The following is a 13,812-nucleotide window of genomic DNA, read 5'->3' on the forward strand; positions in this document are numbered from 1 at the left end:
ACAGCATCGTGAGCGACTTCGAAAGCGACTACGGTCGCGGCCGGTTCGCGTGGCTCATGGACGTGAACTTCGTCATTCGCGGCGTGCTGTCGGCGCTCGCGCTGATCGTGCTCGTCAGACGTGGAGTCGCTCGAACCTGGATCACCGCGCTGTTCGGCATCTGGGCCGTGGCGTCGGCACTGCTCGCGTTCTTTCCGACGGATGTCGCCGGGCTGCCGCGAGTGCCGAGCGGACCCGTTCACCTCGCGCTGGCGTTCATCGGATTCGTCGCGGTGGCGATAGCGACGCTCGCCATGTCGTTCGCGGTCATCCGGCGGCAGGCCGCCTCTCAAGGCTCGGCGGTCGGTCTGCTGGTCGTCGCCTCACTCGGCATCGTGTTCTTGCTCGCACTCGGTGGCGCCGTGGCTTGGCAGGCATCCGGCATGGTGGAGCGCCTGTTCCTGCTCAGCCAGCTGGTGTGGACAGCGTGGGCCGTTGCGGCCACGCACCCGCTCGAGCGCTGAGCTCAGACCTCGTACGTGTCGCCTGGCTGCAGGCCGAGGTAGCGGCCGCCGCCCTGCTCCGTCGCCCATTGGATGCGGGCATCCGCCATCTGCTTGCCGATGACCGAGTTCACCATCTCGTGCGTGGAGAACGAGTGCTTGGGCTTGAGTCCCAGCACGTAGTCGATGAACTCGGAGGCCTTCAGCCACGGCGCCGAGGACGGCACGGCGAGCACGTCGATCTCGGAGAGGTCCGGCGCGGCGAACGAGTCGCCCGGGTACACCAGCTTGTCGTTCACGATCACGCCCAGATTGTCGACGACAGGGATGGAGGAGTGGATGACAGCGTGCTTGCCGCCGAAGAAGCGCAGTGTGAACGGCTCGACCTCGACCGTGTCGCCCGCGTGCACCACGCGCACGGAGAAGTCCGAGGCGGCCTTCGCAACACCCTCCGGCGCGAGGATGACGGCGTCCGGACTCTGATCGAGGATGCGCCTCAGCTGCTCCGGCGTCCAGTGGTCGGCGTGCTCGTGCGTGATGACCACGGCCACCGTGCCGATGGCGTCGGTGATCGGCGTCGTGAACGATCCGGGATCCACGAACAGCCTGGCGCCGTCGTCTTCGAGGATGAGCGCCGCGTGCTCGAGCTTCGTGAGTTTCATGCACCCCATTCTGGTCCCCGTACTCTCGGCCCGCGGGGACGGATCCGGGGCTGGAGTCCGACATAATCGGGGGCTATGAGCGCGCAGCCGGGCAGCGTTGCACTGCCTGCAGTGCAACGCATCGCTGTTGCGATCAACCCGCAGGCGTCGTTCGGCCGAAGGCGCGGAGCCGGACCGGCCGTCGTCGCAGCGCTGCAGGCATCCGGTCACGAGGTCGTCGTGCTCGCCCAGCCGAACTACGAGTTGCTCCGACGGGAGACGTCGCGGGTCATCGAGGAGGGTGGTGCGGACGTGCTCGTCGTCGTCGGCGGCGACGGCATGGTGAGCCTGGGCGTGAATATCGTGGCGGAGACCGACGTCGGGCTCGGGATCGTGGCCAGCGGAACGGGCAACGACATGGCCAGAACGCTCGGCCTGCCTGTCGACGACACACATGCCTCGATTGCCGGCCTGCAGAAGGCGCTTGCCGCTGGGCCTAGCCGCATCGACCTCGGCCGCGTGCGTCACGGAGCGTTGACGACCTGGTTCGCGTGTGTGCTCTCCGCCGGTTTCGACGCCGTCGTCAACGAGCGTGCCAATCGCATGGCGAGACCGCGAGGCGCCCATCGCTACACGATCGCGATGGTGCGGGAGCTGCTGTCGTTCCGGCCGGCGAGGTACCGCATCGTTGTGGACGGCCTTGCGACGACGACGGAGGCGATGCTCGTCTCGGTGGCCAACGGGCGCTCGATCGGAGGCGGCATGAAGATCGTTCCGGATGCCGAGGTCGACGACGGACTGTTGGACCTGTTCGTGGTCGACCGGATGCCCAGACACCGCTTCCTGCGCGTGTTCCCTCGCGTGTTCCGCGGCGAGCACACAGCATTGCCCGAGGTGCACATCACGCGCGGCCGCACGGTCTCGGTCGACGCGGAGGGCATCATCGCCTACGCCGACGGAGAGCGGGTCGGACCGCTGCCTGTGGAGGTATCGGTCGCGCCGGGCGCGCTCCGGCTGTATGCGTGAACGGACGGGCCGGGTCGGTACGAGCGCGAGTGGGACGATTTGAGCGCGCATCGGGCCGTATGGCATACTCGATGAGTTGCCTTTCCGGCACGAACGGCCCCATCGTTTAGCGGCCTAGGACGTCGCCCTCTCACGGCGGTAACGCGGGTTCAAATCCCGCTGGGGTCACACATCACGAAACCCGGTTCCCTTCACTCGAGGGGAACCGGGTTTCGTGTCTGTGCGGTAGCATCGCCCGCCTGCGGTCACGGGTCGCGGCGCAGCAGAGGGGGAGTGGCGGATGCATGAGGTCGAGGGGCATGGCGGGTCCGGTCGCGTGAGCGGGAGCCTTCCCCGCGGCGTTCGGCTGGCATCCGAGTGGGCGTGGCGGTTGCTCGTCATCGTCGCCCTGGCCGGGGTGGTCGTCTACCTCGTCGTCGTCTTCCAGGACATCGTGGTGCCGCTCATGGTGGCACTCCTCGTGTGCGCGCTCGTCGCACCGACGGTCGGAACGCTCCGGCAGCACCGGTGGCCGAAGTGGCTCGCGATCGTCGTGTGTCTGGTCGCCCTGGCGGCGATCCTCGGCGGGCTCGTGCTCCTCATCGTCTGGCAGGTGCGCGTTGGGCTTCCACAGCTCGAACGGGAGTCGGTGGCTGCGTACAACCGGGTGCGGGATGCCCTCAGGCAGCCGCCGTTCAGCATCAGCGACCACCAGCTCGCCGGCTACCTCTCACAGGCCGGAGCCTTCCTGCAGAAGGACTCGGCGACGATCCTCGGTGGGGCGCTCAAGGTGGGGACAGCGACCGGACACGTGCTCACCGGATCGTTGATCGCGCTGTTCGCGACCATCTTCATGCTCATCGACGGTCGAGGCATCTGGAACTGGATCGTGCGGATCTTCCCGAGGTCGGCGAAGCCCGGCCTTACCGCGGCGGGCGAGGCGGGTTGGCGCACACTGACCAGCTTCGTGCGGGTGCAGATCCTGGTCGCCATCGTGAACGCGGTCGGCATCGGCCTCGTCGCGTTCTTTCTCGGGCTGCCGCTCGCTGTGCCGATCGCGGTGATCGTGCTGCTGGCATCCTTCATCCCCGTGATCGGTGCGATCGTCTCCGGCATCGTCGCCGTTGCGATCGCTCTCGTCTTCGGCGGACCGATTCAGGCGGTCATCATGCTGGCCGGCGTGCTCGGCGTGCACCTGCTGGAAGCGCACGTGATGCAGCCGCTGCTGGTCGGCGGCGCGGTGAAGGTGCACCCGCTCGCGGTCGTCGTCGGCGTCGCGGCAGGGACGGGCATCGCCGGCGTCCCCGGCGCGCTCTTCGCCGTGCCGCTGATCGCCGTCGCGAACGCGATGGTCAGCGCCATGCTGCGCGTCGCACACGGCACGACGGCCGCCAACGCGCCGGACTCCCAGCTCGTCCAGGTCGACGACTCCGGCCCCGGCACCGCCTGACCCGCCTTCTCACGCCGTCATACCGCGCCACACGACGTCGATCGCCGCGCGCACGCGCGCCGCGGTGGCCGGGTCGTCGATCCGATCGCCGCGCACCACCAGCTGGTAGTAGGCGACACCGGCGATCGCGTCGAAACACGCGTCGACGTCGAGGTCGGCGCGGAGCTCGCCGCGGGCGATCGCCCGGCGCAGAGCATTCTCGAGGGGGACGCGTCGCCGGGAGACGTGCGATGCCCAGTACGCCTTCTGCAGTGCACGGTCGGCCATCACGAGCCGGATGCGCTGGCGGAAGCGTTCCTCCGAGTAGTCGGGGGCAGAGCTCACCACCCCCTCGGGCCCGAGCCCCAGGCCCGAGAGGACCGCGTCGCGCAGGTCGCCCTCCGGGTACTCGGGCGGCACTTCGCGTCCGACGTCGAGAGCCTGAGCGATCAGCATCGTCAGCGACGGCCAGCGACGATAGAGGGCCGCCCGGCTGACGCCGCTGCGGGCGACGAGGCGTCCGACGGTGACATCCTCTCCGCCGTCGATGATCGCGAGCGTCGCGCTGATGATCTGCCCGTCCAGCTCCTCGTCCCGGGGCCGGCCGGGCCCGCGACCGCGGGCGTTGGGGGGCGCGACGGTCATGCGGCGATCGCCTTGGCGCGCAGACGGGCAATGGTGTCGTCGGACAGGCCAGCAGCCCGGAGGGGCGCGAGCGGATCGCCATGGCGATCGCGCAGCGTCCCGAGCATGATCCGCATCGACACGTCCATCGGACCGTCGGGCAACGAGCGCTGCATGGCCTCTTCGTCGACGCCGAGGCGCGCCAGGAGCGGGCCCATGACCCCGCGCGTGCGGCGCATGATGCCGGGCATGTTGGGAGCGGTGCGCGCGTAGTCGGCCACGATGTCGTCATCGGACGCGCCGAGAGCCAGCAAGAGCACTGCGGCGAGAACCCCGGTCCTGTCCCTGCCCGCTGCGCAGTGGAACGCCGTCGCACCTGGCGCGTACGCGATCACGTTGAGCGCCGTCACCAGCGCCGGCGCCGCGGTCTCGGTCATCGCCACATAGGACTCGCCCATCGCCTCGTGGGTGAACCGCCACTCGCGGTCGACCGCCGGCATCGAGGCTCCGACGTCCGCCATGAGCGCGATGTGGTGGTAGGCGACGGGCCGGGTTCCCAAGGGGCCGCGGCCGGTGATGGCGACCTCGTCGTTCGAGCGCAGATCGACGATCACGGTGAGCCCGCCCGCGACGAGCTCGTCGGCGACGCCCTCGGTGACCAGGGCGAGGTCGTCCGTGCGGATGGCCATGCCGTGCCGGAGCACGCCGCCCTCGATGGCGATGCCGCCCAGGCCGCGCAGATTGGCCGGGGCCGACAGCACGGGTGCTTCGTCGATGATCGTCACGTGATTCTCCTTCGGACGAGGGGAGCGTCGCGGGTCATTCCCGTAGGAGTTCTTTTCGCCGATCTGTCCGTCCTTGTTACGGATCTCGTGTGCGGTAGCGGGATCATCGGCCCGCGACTCAACCCTCTAGGGGAGTGTCGTAGCCGATCCGATCGACGGCGTTGGCCCCCAGCCACACGCATTGCGCGAACCGCTCACCCTCTGGGTGTACCTGATTAGGACTGCTCCGCTGGGGGCCAGGCGGAGCGCTTTGGTGACGTCGTTGTACGCGATCCGACGGGAATTGCGGCGCGCACAGGGACCGGTCGTGCCTCGTCCCGACGTCGGCCTGTGTGCCTCACAAAGTTCTCGGGCCAGGCGGATGGTCGTCCGAAGTATCGCAGCGGGGGAGCGGGGCGGGAAGTCAGCATTCGGTCGGGTAGAGGATGACCAGTGCGCCGGTCGTCCGGGTCATGGCCACGTAGCGGTCGACCGCCGTCTCGATGGCAGCCGCGCGATCGGGCGCGGCGCCGCCATGACGCGGACCGGGTTCTACGAGGAGCACGAGGTCGAATTCGAGTCCCTTCACCTCGGCGGCGCTGAGCGAGCGGACGCGCGGAATCGTCGCGAAGGAGTCATCGCCGATGACGCAGGCGGTGCCCTCCGGCTGGGCGTCGAGCCAGGCGCGGAGGATGCTGTCGCGGTCGGTCGCCGGCGCATGCCGTACCGGGATGCCGTTGTCGCGGATCGACGTGGGCACGTTGGCGTCGGGGAGGACTGCGCGGATCACCGGCTCGGCCTGCTTCATGACGGCGACCGGTGTCCGGTAGTTGACGGACAGTGTCGCCACCGTCGCGCCCGGGAGCCCGACCTCGGCGAGGCGCTTGGTCCAGCTCTCGGGGAAGCCGTGCCGGGCCTGCGCGCGGTCGCCGACGGTCGTCAGGCTGTGCGACGGGACTCGCCGGGTGATCATCGTCCACTCGGCTGGTGTCAGCTCCTGCGCCTCGTCCACGATGATGTGTGCGAACGGGCCGGCGAGGAGGTCGGTGGACGACGCGGCCGGGCCGGTGTACGTGTCCAATGCAGCGCGGAGGTCCTGGCCTCGCAGCATCGACATCGTCTTGAGGTCGGAGTCGTCGGTCGCGATGAGGTCCTGGATCACCTCGTCCATCACGGCCCGGTCTGCGGCCGCATGCGCAGCCTCCGCGCGATGGCGGCGATCCCGCTCGGGGTCTCCTGCACGCTGCCGGGCCGCATCGAGCAACGGGAGGTCGGACACCGTCCACGGGTCGGACGGCGATCGCTGGAGCAGCGCAGCCTCGTCGGTGGTCAGCCATGGTGCGCAGCGAAGCAGCAGGGCGGGAGAGCTCCACAGCCTCCGGACGATCGAGGCCGGGTCGAGGAGCGGCCACACCGCGTCGAACACCGTCGGCAGGTCGGTGTCGGCGGTCAGTGAGCGACGGATCGCGTCGGCGTCCGTCTGTCCGCCGGCCAGGCCGTATGCGTCGAACTCCTCCTCGTTATCGAATCCGCGGCGCGGTGCGTCGTTGTCACGGGTAGACGCTGCGTCGTCCCATCCCGCGTCGCCCCACCCTTCGCCGCTCCACCGGCCGTCACGCACTGGGGCGCTCTCGCTGTTCCGGGTGGAGACGATATCGACCAGGATGTCGAGCAGAGCCTCCCGGATCTCCGCCCGGGCGTCGTTGTGTGGCGTAGCCGGGTCTGCCGCGGCGAGCGCCTCGGCCCACTCTCTTTGGCCGATGCGGAGCTCGCCCCAGGGGGTGTCGAGCACGGTGGGGCGGGACGGCGGGCGCTCGGAGAGCCGGATGGCGGCTTCGACGGCCCGGGGCATCCGGCCGTCGCCCTTGAGCAGCGCGACGCGGCGGTCCGGCTCGGGCACGGCTTCTCCGCCCTCCGGTACGAGGTCGGTGAGCGTGCAGGTGCGGACGCCCTCCTCGCCGAGGCCCGGCAGGATGTCGGCGACGTAGTCGGTGTAGGCGTGGGACGGTCCGACGAACAGCACGCCACCGCGCCCGCTCTGCAGCCGCGGGTCGGAGTACAGGAGGTAGGCGGCGCGGTGCAGCGCGACCACCGTCTTGCCCGTGCCCGGTCCACCGTCGACCACCAGGGTGCCCTGGCCGTCGGCGCGGATGATCGCATCCTGGTCCGCTTGGATGGTGCCCAGCACATCCCGCATGCGCGGAGTCCGGCTCGCGCCGAGGCTGGCGATGAACGCGGACTGGTCGTCGAGCGCGGCGGGGGAGGAGGCGGCGGCCTCGGTGAAGGCCTCATCCCAGTAGTCCGTCACGCGGCGGTCGGCCCAGCGATAGCGGCGACGGGATGTCAGCCCCATCGGATGCGCGAGCGTGGCACCGAAGAACGGCTCGGCCGCCGGGGTGCGCCAGTCCACGAGCAGCCGCTCGCCGTCCGAGTCCGCCAAGCCGACGCGACCGATGTAGATCGTTCCCGTGTCGGTCACCACCCGTCCGATGCAGAGGTCGGCCCCGAACCGGCGCAGCAACCGTGCGCGCCGATTCAGCCGGACGATCTCCACCTCGCGTTCGTACGCCTCCTGCCCGTTGCCGCCGGGGGTCGCCAGCAGCTCAGCGAGGCGTCCGTCGACCTCCTCGCGCTCGGCGGCCAGGCGCGCCTCGATCCGCCCGAAGTGGCGTGCATCGTCATCGATCAGCTCGGGTGCGGCTTTGGCGGGATGTGGGTCGAGGGCGAACAGGGATGGTAGGGCAAGGGTCATCGCGGTCCGATCAGTGGAGGAACAGGAGAGAGGTGTCAGGAGGGTCAGCGCAGCACCCGGTAGCGGATGTGGGTGGCGTACGGCGTATCGATGACTTTCACGATTTCGAGCTCGATCTCGGAGGGGAGCACGTCAAACAGGCGATGGCCGCCGCCCAGCAGCACGGGGATCAGGTGGATCTGGATCTCATCCAGCACTCCTTCCTCGAGCGCCTTCTGGGCTGTGTATCCGCCCTGGACGTAGACGTCGCGATCCCCGGCTGCGGCGACCGCCTGTGCCATCGCGCTCGCGACCCCGTCGAGCACGTACGTCACGTTCGGATAGCCCCAGCGGGCTGCAGGGCCGGGAGGCCGATGGCTCGGGATGAAGATGGGCACACCGTTGTGCACGTCGCCGCCCCAGTGGTCCATCAGCTCGGCGGTGCGCCGGCCGGTGACCACCGCGCCGATCTGGTCGAGTTCTCCTGCGAGCGCTTTCGCCTCGCCGGTCAGCGCCTCGGGGGCTCCGCCGGGCGCATACCAGTCGTGCAGTCTGTTGCCGTCGGCGCCGCCGAGGAAGTCGTCCGGCGTCGACACGTATCCGTCGAGTGAAATCGACATGTAGAGGACAGTGGCCATCATCTGCTTCTTCTCATCGGTCCCGCTTCACCCGGTAGGTGACGTGGACGACTGTGCTAGCCGCTCGGGCGTGGACCTGCTCGAGATTCAGTGGAGGCACGCCGTCGAACAGGCGAGCGCCTGCGCCGAGGGTGAACGGCACGATGTGCAGCCGCAACTCGTCGACCAGCCCAGCCGCGAGATACTGATTGATCGTGTCCGCACCTCCCTGGATCGAGATCTCGCCGTCGCCCGCCGCCTCCCGCGCCTGCGTCAGAGCCGACTCGATGCCGTCGGTGACGAAGTGGTAGGTCGTGCCGCCCTCCATCGGCTGCGGGTCGCGCGAGTGGTGGGTGAGGACGAAGACGGGAGCGTGGAACGGCGGATTGTCACCCCACCACCCCTTCCAGTCCCGATCCCACTCGCCACGAACCGGACCGAACATATTGCGCCCCATGATGTGTGCGCGGGCGCCGGTCATCTGCTCGACCTCGGCCCGGTTCTCGTCGCCCTGATCGAACATCCACGCGTGGAGCCGGTCACCCCATCCGTCTCCGCCGTCCTCGCCGAAGGGGCGCTCCTCGGTCTGGTTGACGCCGGCGGCGTACCCGTCGGCGGTGATGGTCTGATTGGCGACGACGATGCTCATGATGCTGTGCCCCTTCTGCTGGAATCGGCCGAGAGTGCAGTCTGCCGGGGGAGGGGGCTCTTGTGGCAAGCCCCGTGGCGTGATATATTCTGGAAATGCGAGGTGATATTCCCTCGCATTTTTTGTGCCCGATGCCGGTACTGTGTCCGCATGGCCGCGTCAGTCACCGGTGCGGGATCGGGTGGCCGCTGGGCTACTACGACGAGCTGCGGCAGGCGCTCGACGCCTGCGCGCTGGCGCTCGGCATGCCGAACCTCCTCACGCCTGCAAGGGCCCCGGACGGCACGATCATCACCCCCGTCGTGCTCTGAGCACGGCGCCGCGACCGAAGACTCAGTCCGCGTACGCCAGTGCGGACCGGACACCGCCGACGTAGTCGCTGGGCTGCTCCCAGGCGGCGAAGGGCCCGCCGCGTTCCAGCGTGCGGAAGTCCCTGACGTCGAAGAACCGGTCGGCGAACGACCGCGGCGCATTCACCAGGTCACGGGGGAAGACCGTGAACACGGTGGGCCGCTCCACACGTCCGGTCGGTTTCGGGCTCGCCACAGCGTATGGGGTGAACGAGGTTCCGATGCTGGCGGTGTGCCAGTAGGCGGCGATCCAGGTGACGGCCTCGTCCGGTGTGAAGACGGTGAACGGGTCGCCGTCGCAGTCGGTCCACGACCGCAGCTTCTCGCCGATCCAGGCCGCGAGGCCGGCGGGTGAGTCGCCCAGGGCCGCGGCGATCGTGGCCGGTTTGGTCCCCTGCTCGTGCATGTAGCCGCCCTCGGCCGCCTGCCAGGCGTGGCCGCGCTCGACATAGCGCTGCTCCTCCTGCGTGAGGTCCGAGGGAAGCCCGTGGAGGAAGTGGTACTGCGAGATGTCGGTGAAATGCAGCGCCGACACCGCGTCGCCGTGGGCTTCGAGCAGTCCCTCGGCCACGTCCGTGCCCACGTCTCCGGCGGAGACCACGTAATCCCGGTAGCCGAGCGCGGCGACGGCGGCCCCGACCGCAGCGCCGATGTCCCGCGCGCGCAGGCCGCCCGAAGCGACGGCAGCGGCGAACGGGAAGCCGGGCAGCGCAGGGATGATGAGGTTGCAGTCGGACAGCAGCGGCACGACCCGGTCGAAGCGGAGCACCGAGTCGGGCCAGCCGTGCAGCAGCAGCACGGTGGGGGCGTCGTCCCCGACCCTGTAGTGGAGCAGGCGCATCGGCACATCGCCCTCGAGGAGGACCCATGGACGGCCGCGGATCTCGTCCTCGCGACTCCGCCAGTCGTAGTCCTCCGCCCAGTGCCGAGTCAGCTGCATGAGCCATCCCCCGTCGACACCGAGCTCCCACGGTTCCGCATCCACTGTTGGCACCGGCCGGAATCGCCTGAGTCGTTCGTGCACGTCGTCCAGAGCCGCATCCGGTACCACTTCAGGGGCGGCCTCCGGCCCCTCCATCACGGCAGCCATGCAGTCACACTACGACGGAGAGCGCCCTGGGACTGCGATGTGAGTTGTCCCAGTTCAGATCGAGGCGCCGGCGCGTCCGCGCGCGGGACCGCGGGGCGCCGGGCGGCTCCGAGCGTCGAGCCGGTGGAGGCGACCACCACCGCGACCATCGCGGCGATGTGCAGCCACGTCACGGTCTGGCCCAGCAGCATCCAGCCGGCCAGCGTCGCCACGACCGGCTCCAGGCTCAGCAGCACGCCGAACGCGCGCGGGTCGAGGCCGCGCATCGACGCGAACTCGAGCGTGTACGGGATGACGGACGAGAGGAGGGCGACGGCCGCCAACGGGAGCAGGGCGGCGGGCGCTGCGACCAGAGCCCCCGCGGAGCCGACGCCGAACGGTGCGACGATCGCCGCACCCACCACCACCGCCATCGCGAGCGCACCGTGCCCGGGGACCAGCGCGCCGACGCGCGTCCCGGTGAGGATGTATCCCGCCCAGCACGCGCCCGCCGCGAGTGCGAACAGCACGCCGATCGGGTCGAGCGGCCTGCCGTCGCCGGTGCCGTCCAGCCCGAGCACGACGATCGCGGCGCCCGCGAGCACCACCCAGCCCACGTCGCGCAGCCGGCGGGACAGCACGGCCGCCAGCGCGAGCGGCCCGATGAACTCGATGGTCACCGCGATACCGAGCGGGATGCGGTCGATCGCCGCGTAGAAGCAGCCGTTCATCGCGCCCATCGCCAGCCCGAACAGGACGACGGCGCGCCACTGCCGCCCTGTCCACGTCCAGAACCGCGGGCGGAACAGCGCGACCAGCACCGCGCCCGCGATCAGCAGCCGCCCCGTCGTGGTGAGCGCCGGCCCGAAGACACCGAAGAGCGGAGCGGCGATCGCCGCCCCGAACTGCAGCGAGACGCACGACCCGACGACCATCAGCGCGGCGATCGAGGGGTGCGGGGAGCGGTTCACCCCTCCATCATCCGTTGTGCCGTTCCGGTCGGTCCAGCGGATGTTTCCGATCTATACTCATCGGTATAACCGACCAGAGGAGGCGCCCGTGCTCAGCTTGCAGCGCCTCACCCTGCTCGACGAGCTGGACCGCCGCGGCACCCTCGCCGCCGTCGCCCAGGCGCTGTCGTTCGCGCCGTCCACCGTGTCGGAGCAGCTCGCCCAGCTGGAGCGGGAGGCGGGTGTCCGGCTGCTCGAACCCGTCGGCCGCGGCGTCCGGCTGACCGCGGACGCGCACCTGCTGCTGGGCCACGCCCGTGTCGCGATGGCCGCCCTGGAGACCGCGGAGTCCGAGCTCGCCGCCGCCAGGGACACCGTCGCCGGGGTGCTGCGCGTGGCCACCTTCCAGACGGTCGCGCTCTCGGTGCTGCCCGCCGTCCTCGGCGAGCTCGCGGCGCGCCATCCCCAGCTGCGGGTGGATGTCGCCCAGCGCGAGGAGTCGGGCGCGACCTCCGGCCTCCAGGTCGGCGACTTCGACGTCGTGCTCGGCGAGGAGTACCCGGGGCGCCCGGTCCCGCCCAGCGACCGCTTCGACCGGGTGGACCTCCGCGGCGACCGGCTCCGCCTGGCGACCCCCTCCGCAGGGCCGTGGAGCGATGCGACGACGCTGGCGGCGCTCGCCGCGGCCTCCTGGGCGCTCGACCCGGTGGGCACGGCGCCGGGCGACTGGGTGCGCGACCTCTGCCGCACGGCCGGCTTCGAGCCGCGCGTCCGCTTCGACGGCGTCGACCTGATCACGCACGTCCACCTCGTCCGCACCGGGCACGCGGTGACCGTGCTACCCGACCTGCTCGGCGAGGAGAACACCCGCGGCGTCCGCCTGCTCGACCTGCCCGGCCGCCCGGAGCGCACCCTGTTCACGCTGACGAGGGCGTCGCGGGCCGGGCATCCCGCGATCCTCGCGTTCCGCGACGCGCTGGCCGGCGCGATCGGCGTCGGGAGGGAGCGCTCGTGACGATGCCGGAGTCGCCGGTGTGGGGCCCGACGGATCCCGCGTACCGCCGCTCCGAGGTCTCCGCGGTCGTCGGGCGCGGCGACGCGGACTGGCGGCGCCTGGTCCCCGACCTGCTGCGCTGGCGCGTGAAGACCAGGAGCGGCTTCGCCGTGGACGCGCCGGAGCCCGTCACGGCCGGCCGTCGCCTCCGGATCCGCGCGCGGGTCCTCGGCGTCACGGTCGTCGAGCCGGTCGAGGTGGTCGGCGTCGTCGACCGTCCCGACCGGGCCGGCTTCGCCTACCGCACCCTGCCCGGCCACCCCGTCGACGGCGAGGAGGCGTTCCTGCTGCACCGCAACCCGGCGACCGGCGACATCGTCCTGACCGTCCGCTCCCTCACCCGGCCGGCGCCGCAGCAGCCCTGGCGCGCCCTCCACCCGCTGCTCCGCATCGCCCAGCGCGTCGCCCGCCGGCGCTACCTGGGCGCGCTGCGCTGACCCGTCGGGAGAAAGCGCCCGTGATGCCGCGCCTGCTCACCCCTCCGGGAGGCGGTCGAGGGACCGGAGGCCCAGCAATCCGCGCAGGGGTTCGGCGGATCCGCCGTCCGGCGAACGGACCGTCCAGAACGATCGGAGCAGCCAGCGGGACGCCGCCAGCGCAGGGCGATCCTCGCGAGGAACGAGCGCGCGCACGAGCTCGTGCCGGAAGCCGGGCGGCAGGGCGCGTTGCCGCGGATGCTCCAGGAACTCGGCGATCTCGTGGGCGACGTCGCTCCGGCCGGCGCTCTCGAAGTCGACCAGGCGCGCCGTCGTGCCGTCCCACAGGATGTTGTCGAGCGCCGGGTCGCCGCGGCCGACGCACGCGCGCCCCCGTCCCGCGGAGAGCAGGGCGGTGACACCGAGCCGTCCGGCGGCCTGCCGCCAGGAGGCGGCGGCGTCCGCGCCGAACGCCTCCGCGATCATCGACGCGACCCGCTCGTGCATGCGCGGGGGAGGCCAGGGCACCTCCCGCAGTTCCCTGCGCGCGGAGTCGATCGCGTACAGGTCCTCGAGCACGCGGATCACCGCCGCTCCGGCCAGCTCGGGCACGTCCGGAGGGCTCAGGGGGGCACCGGACAAGCGGGAGAGCAGGACGGCGGGCACGGTCGGCGCGGCCGCGACCAGGCGGGGGATCCGACCGGGAAGGGCAGCGCTCAAGAACGCGAGCATCGACGTCTCGCGCGCGTATCCGTCGGCGCGCCCCGGCCGGTAGAGCTTCAGGCAGAGCGGCTCGTCGCCGCCGAGCACCTCGAAGACCGCGTTGCTGCTGCCGCCGGTGAGCGCGGTCCCCACCCGGAGCGGACCGTCGATCCGTGCCAGGCACCGCACGGTGTCGAGCGCATCCTGCGCAGCGGGGAGGGTCATGGCGCCATCCTTCCCGACCCCCGCCCAACCTCCCCGTAGCCACGGCGCCTCCGCGGAGTTACATTGTGCGCGTCCGCCAGGGGGCGGTACCGCGAGGGAGGCGA

General features: G+C 70.8%; 15 protein-coding genes and 1 tRNA gene. 7 read left to right on the forward strand and 9 right to left on the reverse strand.

Features of this window, described 5'->3' with window-relative positions; translation table 11 throughout:
- On the forward strand, window positions 1–503 hold a 503-nt coding region (locus tag ACTHMF_RS06675), incomplete at its 5' end, for a DUF998 domain-containing protein (RefSeq protein ID WP_440316797.1).
- Window positions 504–505: 2 nt separating this feature from the next.
- Here the strand turns inward: ACTHMF_RS06675 and ACTHMF_RS06680 are convergent.
- Entirely contained in the window at window positions 506–1,144 is a 639-nt protein-coding gene (locus tag ACTHMF_RS06680) for an MBL fold metallo-hydrolase (RefSeq protein WP_440316798.1), read from the reverse strand.
- A gap of 75 nt (window positions 1,145–1,219) precedes the next feature.
- On the opposite strand from ACTHMF_RS06680, the gene ACTHMF_RS06685 reads away from it, so the two are divergent.
- From ACTHMF_RS06685 to ACTHMF_RS06695, 3 genes are all read left to right on the forward strand, one after another.
- Window positions 1,220–2,149 carry a diacylglycerol kinase family protein gene (locus tag ACTHMF_RS06685; protein ID WP_440316799.1) on the forward strand — a complete coding sequence of 310 codons (930 nt, stop codon included), beginning with the start codon at window positions 1,220–1,222 and terminating at the stop codon, window positions 2,147–2,149.
- A 95-nt stretch (window positions 2,150–2,244) separates the two neighbouring features.
- Window positions 2,245–2,317 (forward strand) — tRNA-Glu (locus ACTHMF_RS06690).
- A 112-nt stretch (window positions 2,318–2,429) separates the two neighbouring features.
- The gene (locus tag ACTHMF_RS06695; protein ID WP_440316800.1) at window positions 2,430–3,578 is read left to right on the forward strand and encodes an AI-2E family transporter; all 1,149 of its coding nucleotides are present in this window, start codon (window positions 2,430–2,432) and stop codon (window positions 3,576–3,578) included.
- Window positions 3,579–3,587: 9 nt separating this feature from the next.
- Here the strand turns inward: ACTHMF_RS06695 and ACTHMF_RS06700 are convergent, their stop codons facing one another.
- The 5 genes from ACTHMF_RS06700 to ACTHMF_RS06720 all read right to left on the reverse strand — a co-directional run bounded on the left by ACTHMF_RS06700 (window position 3,588) and on the right by ACTHMF_RS06720 (window position 8,942).
- Complete coding sequence (locus ACTHMF_RS06700; protein ID WP_440316801.1) at window positions 3,588–4,202, reverse strand: TetR/AcrR family transcriptional regulator; 615 nt, start codon at window positions 4,200–4,202, stop codon at window positions 3,588–3,590.
- A complete protein-coding gene (locus tag ACTHMF_RS06705) occupies window positions 4,199–4,966 on the reverse strand; it encodes a tyrosine-protein phosphatase (protein ID WP_440316802.1) in 768 nt (255 codons plus the stop codon). The genes ACTHMF_RS06700 and ACTHMF_RS06705 overlap by 4 nt, the downstream gene beginning before the upstream one ends.
- Before the next feature lie 403 nt (window positions 4,967–5,369).
- A complete protein-coding gene (locus ACTHMF_RS06710) occupies window positions 5,370–7,697 on the reverse strand; it encodes a HelD family protein (protein ID WP_440316803.1) in 2,328 nt (775 codons plus the stop codon).
- 44 nt (window positions 7,698–7,741) lie between these two features.
- On the reverse strand, window positions 7,742–8,317 hold the full coding sequence (locus ACTHMF_RS06715; protein WP_440316804.1) for a dihydrofolate reductase family protein: 576 nt from the start codon (window positions 8,315–8,317) through the stop codon (window positions 7,742–7,744).
- A gap of 10 nt (window positions 8,318–8,327) precedes the next feature.
- Complete coding sequence (locus ACTHMF_RS06720) at window positions 8,328–8,942, reverse strand: dihydrofolate reductase family protein (RefSeq protein WP_440316805.1); 615 nt, start codon at window positions 8,940–8,942, stop codon at window positions 8,328–8,330.
- A gap of 95 nt (window positions 8,943–9,037) precedes the next feature.
- Here ACTHMF_RS06720 and ACTHMF_RS06725 point away from each other — a divergent pair, with 95 nt between their 5' ends.
- Window positions 9,038–9,253: a hypothetical protein gene (locus ACTHMF_RS06725; protein WP_440316806.1), complete on the forward strand. Its 216-nt coding sequence runs from the start codon at window positions 9,038–9,040 to the stop codon at window positions 9,251–9,253.
- A gap of 22 nt (window positions 9,254–9,275) precedes the next feature.
- Here ACTHMF_RS06725 and ACTHMF_RS06730 read toward each other — a convergent pair whose 3' ends face one another.
- Complete coding sequence (locus ACTHMF_RS06730) at window positions 9,276–10,382, reverse strand: epoxide hydrolase family protein (protein WP_440316807.1); 1,107 nt, start codon at window positions 10,380–10,382, stop codon at window positions 9,276–9,278.
- Window positions 10,370–11,332, reverse strand: coding sequence for an EamA family transporter (locus ACTHMF_RS06735; RefSeq protein ID WP_440316809.1), 963 nt, complete (start codon window positions 11,330–11,332; stop codon window positions 10,370–10,372). The genes ACTHMF_RS06730 and ACTHMF_RS06735 overlap by 13 nt, the downstream gene beginning before the upstream one ends.
- 88 nt (window positions 11,333–11,420) lie before the next feature.
- Here ACTHMF_RS06735 and ACTHMF_RS06740 point away from each other — a divergent pair, with 88 nt between their 5' ends.
- Both ACTHMF_RS06740 and ACTHMF_RS06745 read left to right on the forward strand, forming a co-directional pair.
- Window positions 11,421–12,326, forward strand: a complete 906-nt coding sequence (locus ACTHMF_RS06740; protein WP_440316810.1) for a LysR family transcriptional regulator — start codon at window positions 11,421–11,423, stop codon at window positions 12,324–12,326.
- Window positions 12,327–12,328: 2 nt separating this feature from the next.
- Window positions 12,329–12,802 carry a DUF1990 family protein gene (locus tag ACTHMF_RS06745; protein WP_440316826.1) on the forward strand — a complete coding sequence of 158 codons (474 nt, stop codon included), beginning with the start codon at window positions 12,329–12,331 and terminating at the stop codon, window positions 12,800–12,802.
- Window positions 12,803–12,838: 36 nt separating this feature from the next.
- On the opposite strand, the gene ACTHMF_RS06750 is transcribed toward ACTHMF_RS06745, so the two are convergent.
- Window positions 12,839–13,708 (reverse strand): aminoglycoside phosphotransferase family protein, encoded by an 870-nt coding sequence (locus tag ACTHMF_RS06750; protein ID WP_440316811.1) that lies wholly within the window; start codon window positions 13,706–13,708, stop codon window positions 12,839–12,841.
- Between the last annotated feature and the right edge of the window lie 104 nt (window positions 13,709–13,812).

The organism is Leifsonia sp. (genome assembly GCF_051955155.1).
GTDB lineage: Bacteria > Actinomycetota > Actinomycetes > Actinomycetales > Microbacteriaceae > Leifsonia.

Coding starts and splice junctions, on each gene's coding strand:
- ACTHMF_RS06680 (WP_440316798.1), bottom strand. CDS start 1,144: ATGAAACTCACGAAGCTCGAGCACGCGGCGCTCATCCTCGAAGACGAC.
- ACTHMF_RS06685 (WP_440316799.1), top strand. CDS start 1,220: ATGAGCGCGCAGCCGGGCAGCGTTGCACTGCCTGCAGTGCAACGCATC.
- ACTHMF_RS06695 (WP_440316800.1), top strand. CDS start 2,430: ATGCATGAGGTCGAGGGGCATGGCGGGTCCGGTCGCGTGAGCGGGAGC.
- ACTHMF_RS06700 (WP_440316801.1), bottom strand. CDS start 4,202: ATGACCGTCGCGCCCCCCAACGCCCGCGGTCGCGGGCCCGGCCGGCCC.
- ACTHMF_RS06710 (WP_440316803.1), bottom strand. CDS start 7,697: ATGACCCTTGCCCTACCATCCCTGTTCGCCCTCGACCCACATCCCGCC.
- ACTHMF_RS06715 (WP_440316804.1), bottom strand. CDS start 8,317: ATGATGGCCACTGTCCTCTACATGTCGATTTCACTCGACGGATACGTG.
- ACTHMF_RS06720 (WP_440316805.1), bottom strand. CDS start 8,942: ATGAGCATCGTCGTCGCCAATCAGACCATCACCGCCGACGGGTACGCC.
- ACTHMF_RS06725 (WP_440316806.1), top strand. CDS start 9,038: ATGCGAGGTGATATTCCCTCGCATTTTTTGTGCCCGATGCCGGTACTG.
- ACTHMF_RS06730 (WP_440316807.1), bottom strand. CDS start 10,382: ATGGCTGCCGTGATGGAGGGGCCGGAGGCCGCCCCTGAAGTGGTACCG.
- ACTHMF_RS06745 (WP_440316826.1), top strand. CDS start 12,329: ATGCCGGAGTCGCCGGTGTGGGGCCCGACGGATCCCGCGTACCGCCGC.
- ACTHMF_RS06750 (WP_440316811.1), bottom strand. CDS start 13,708: ATGACCCTCCCCGCTGCGCAGGATGCGCTCGACACCGTGCGGTGCCTG.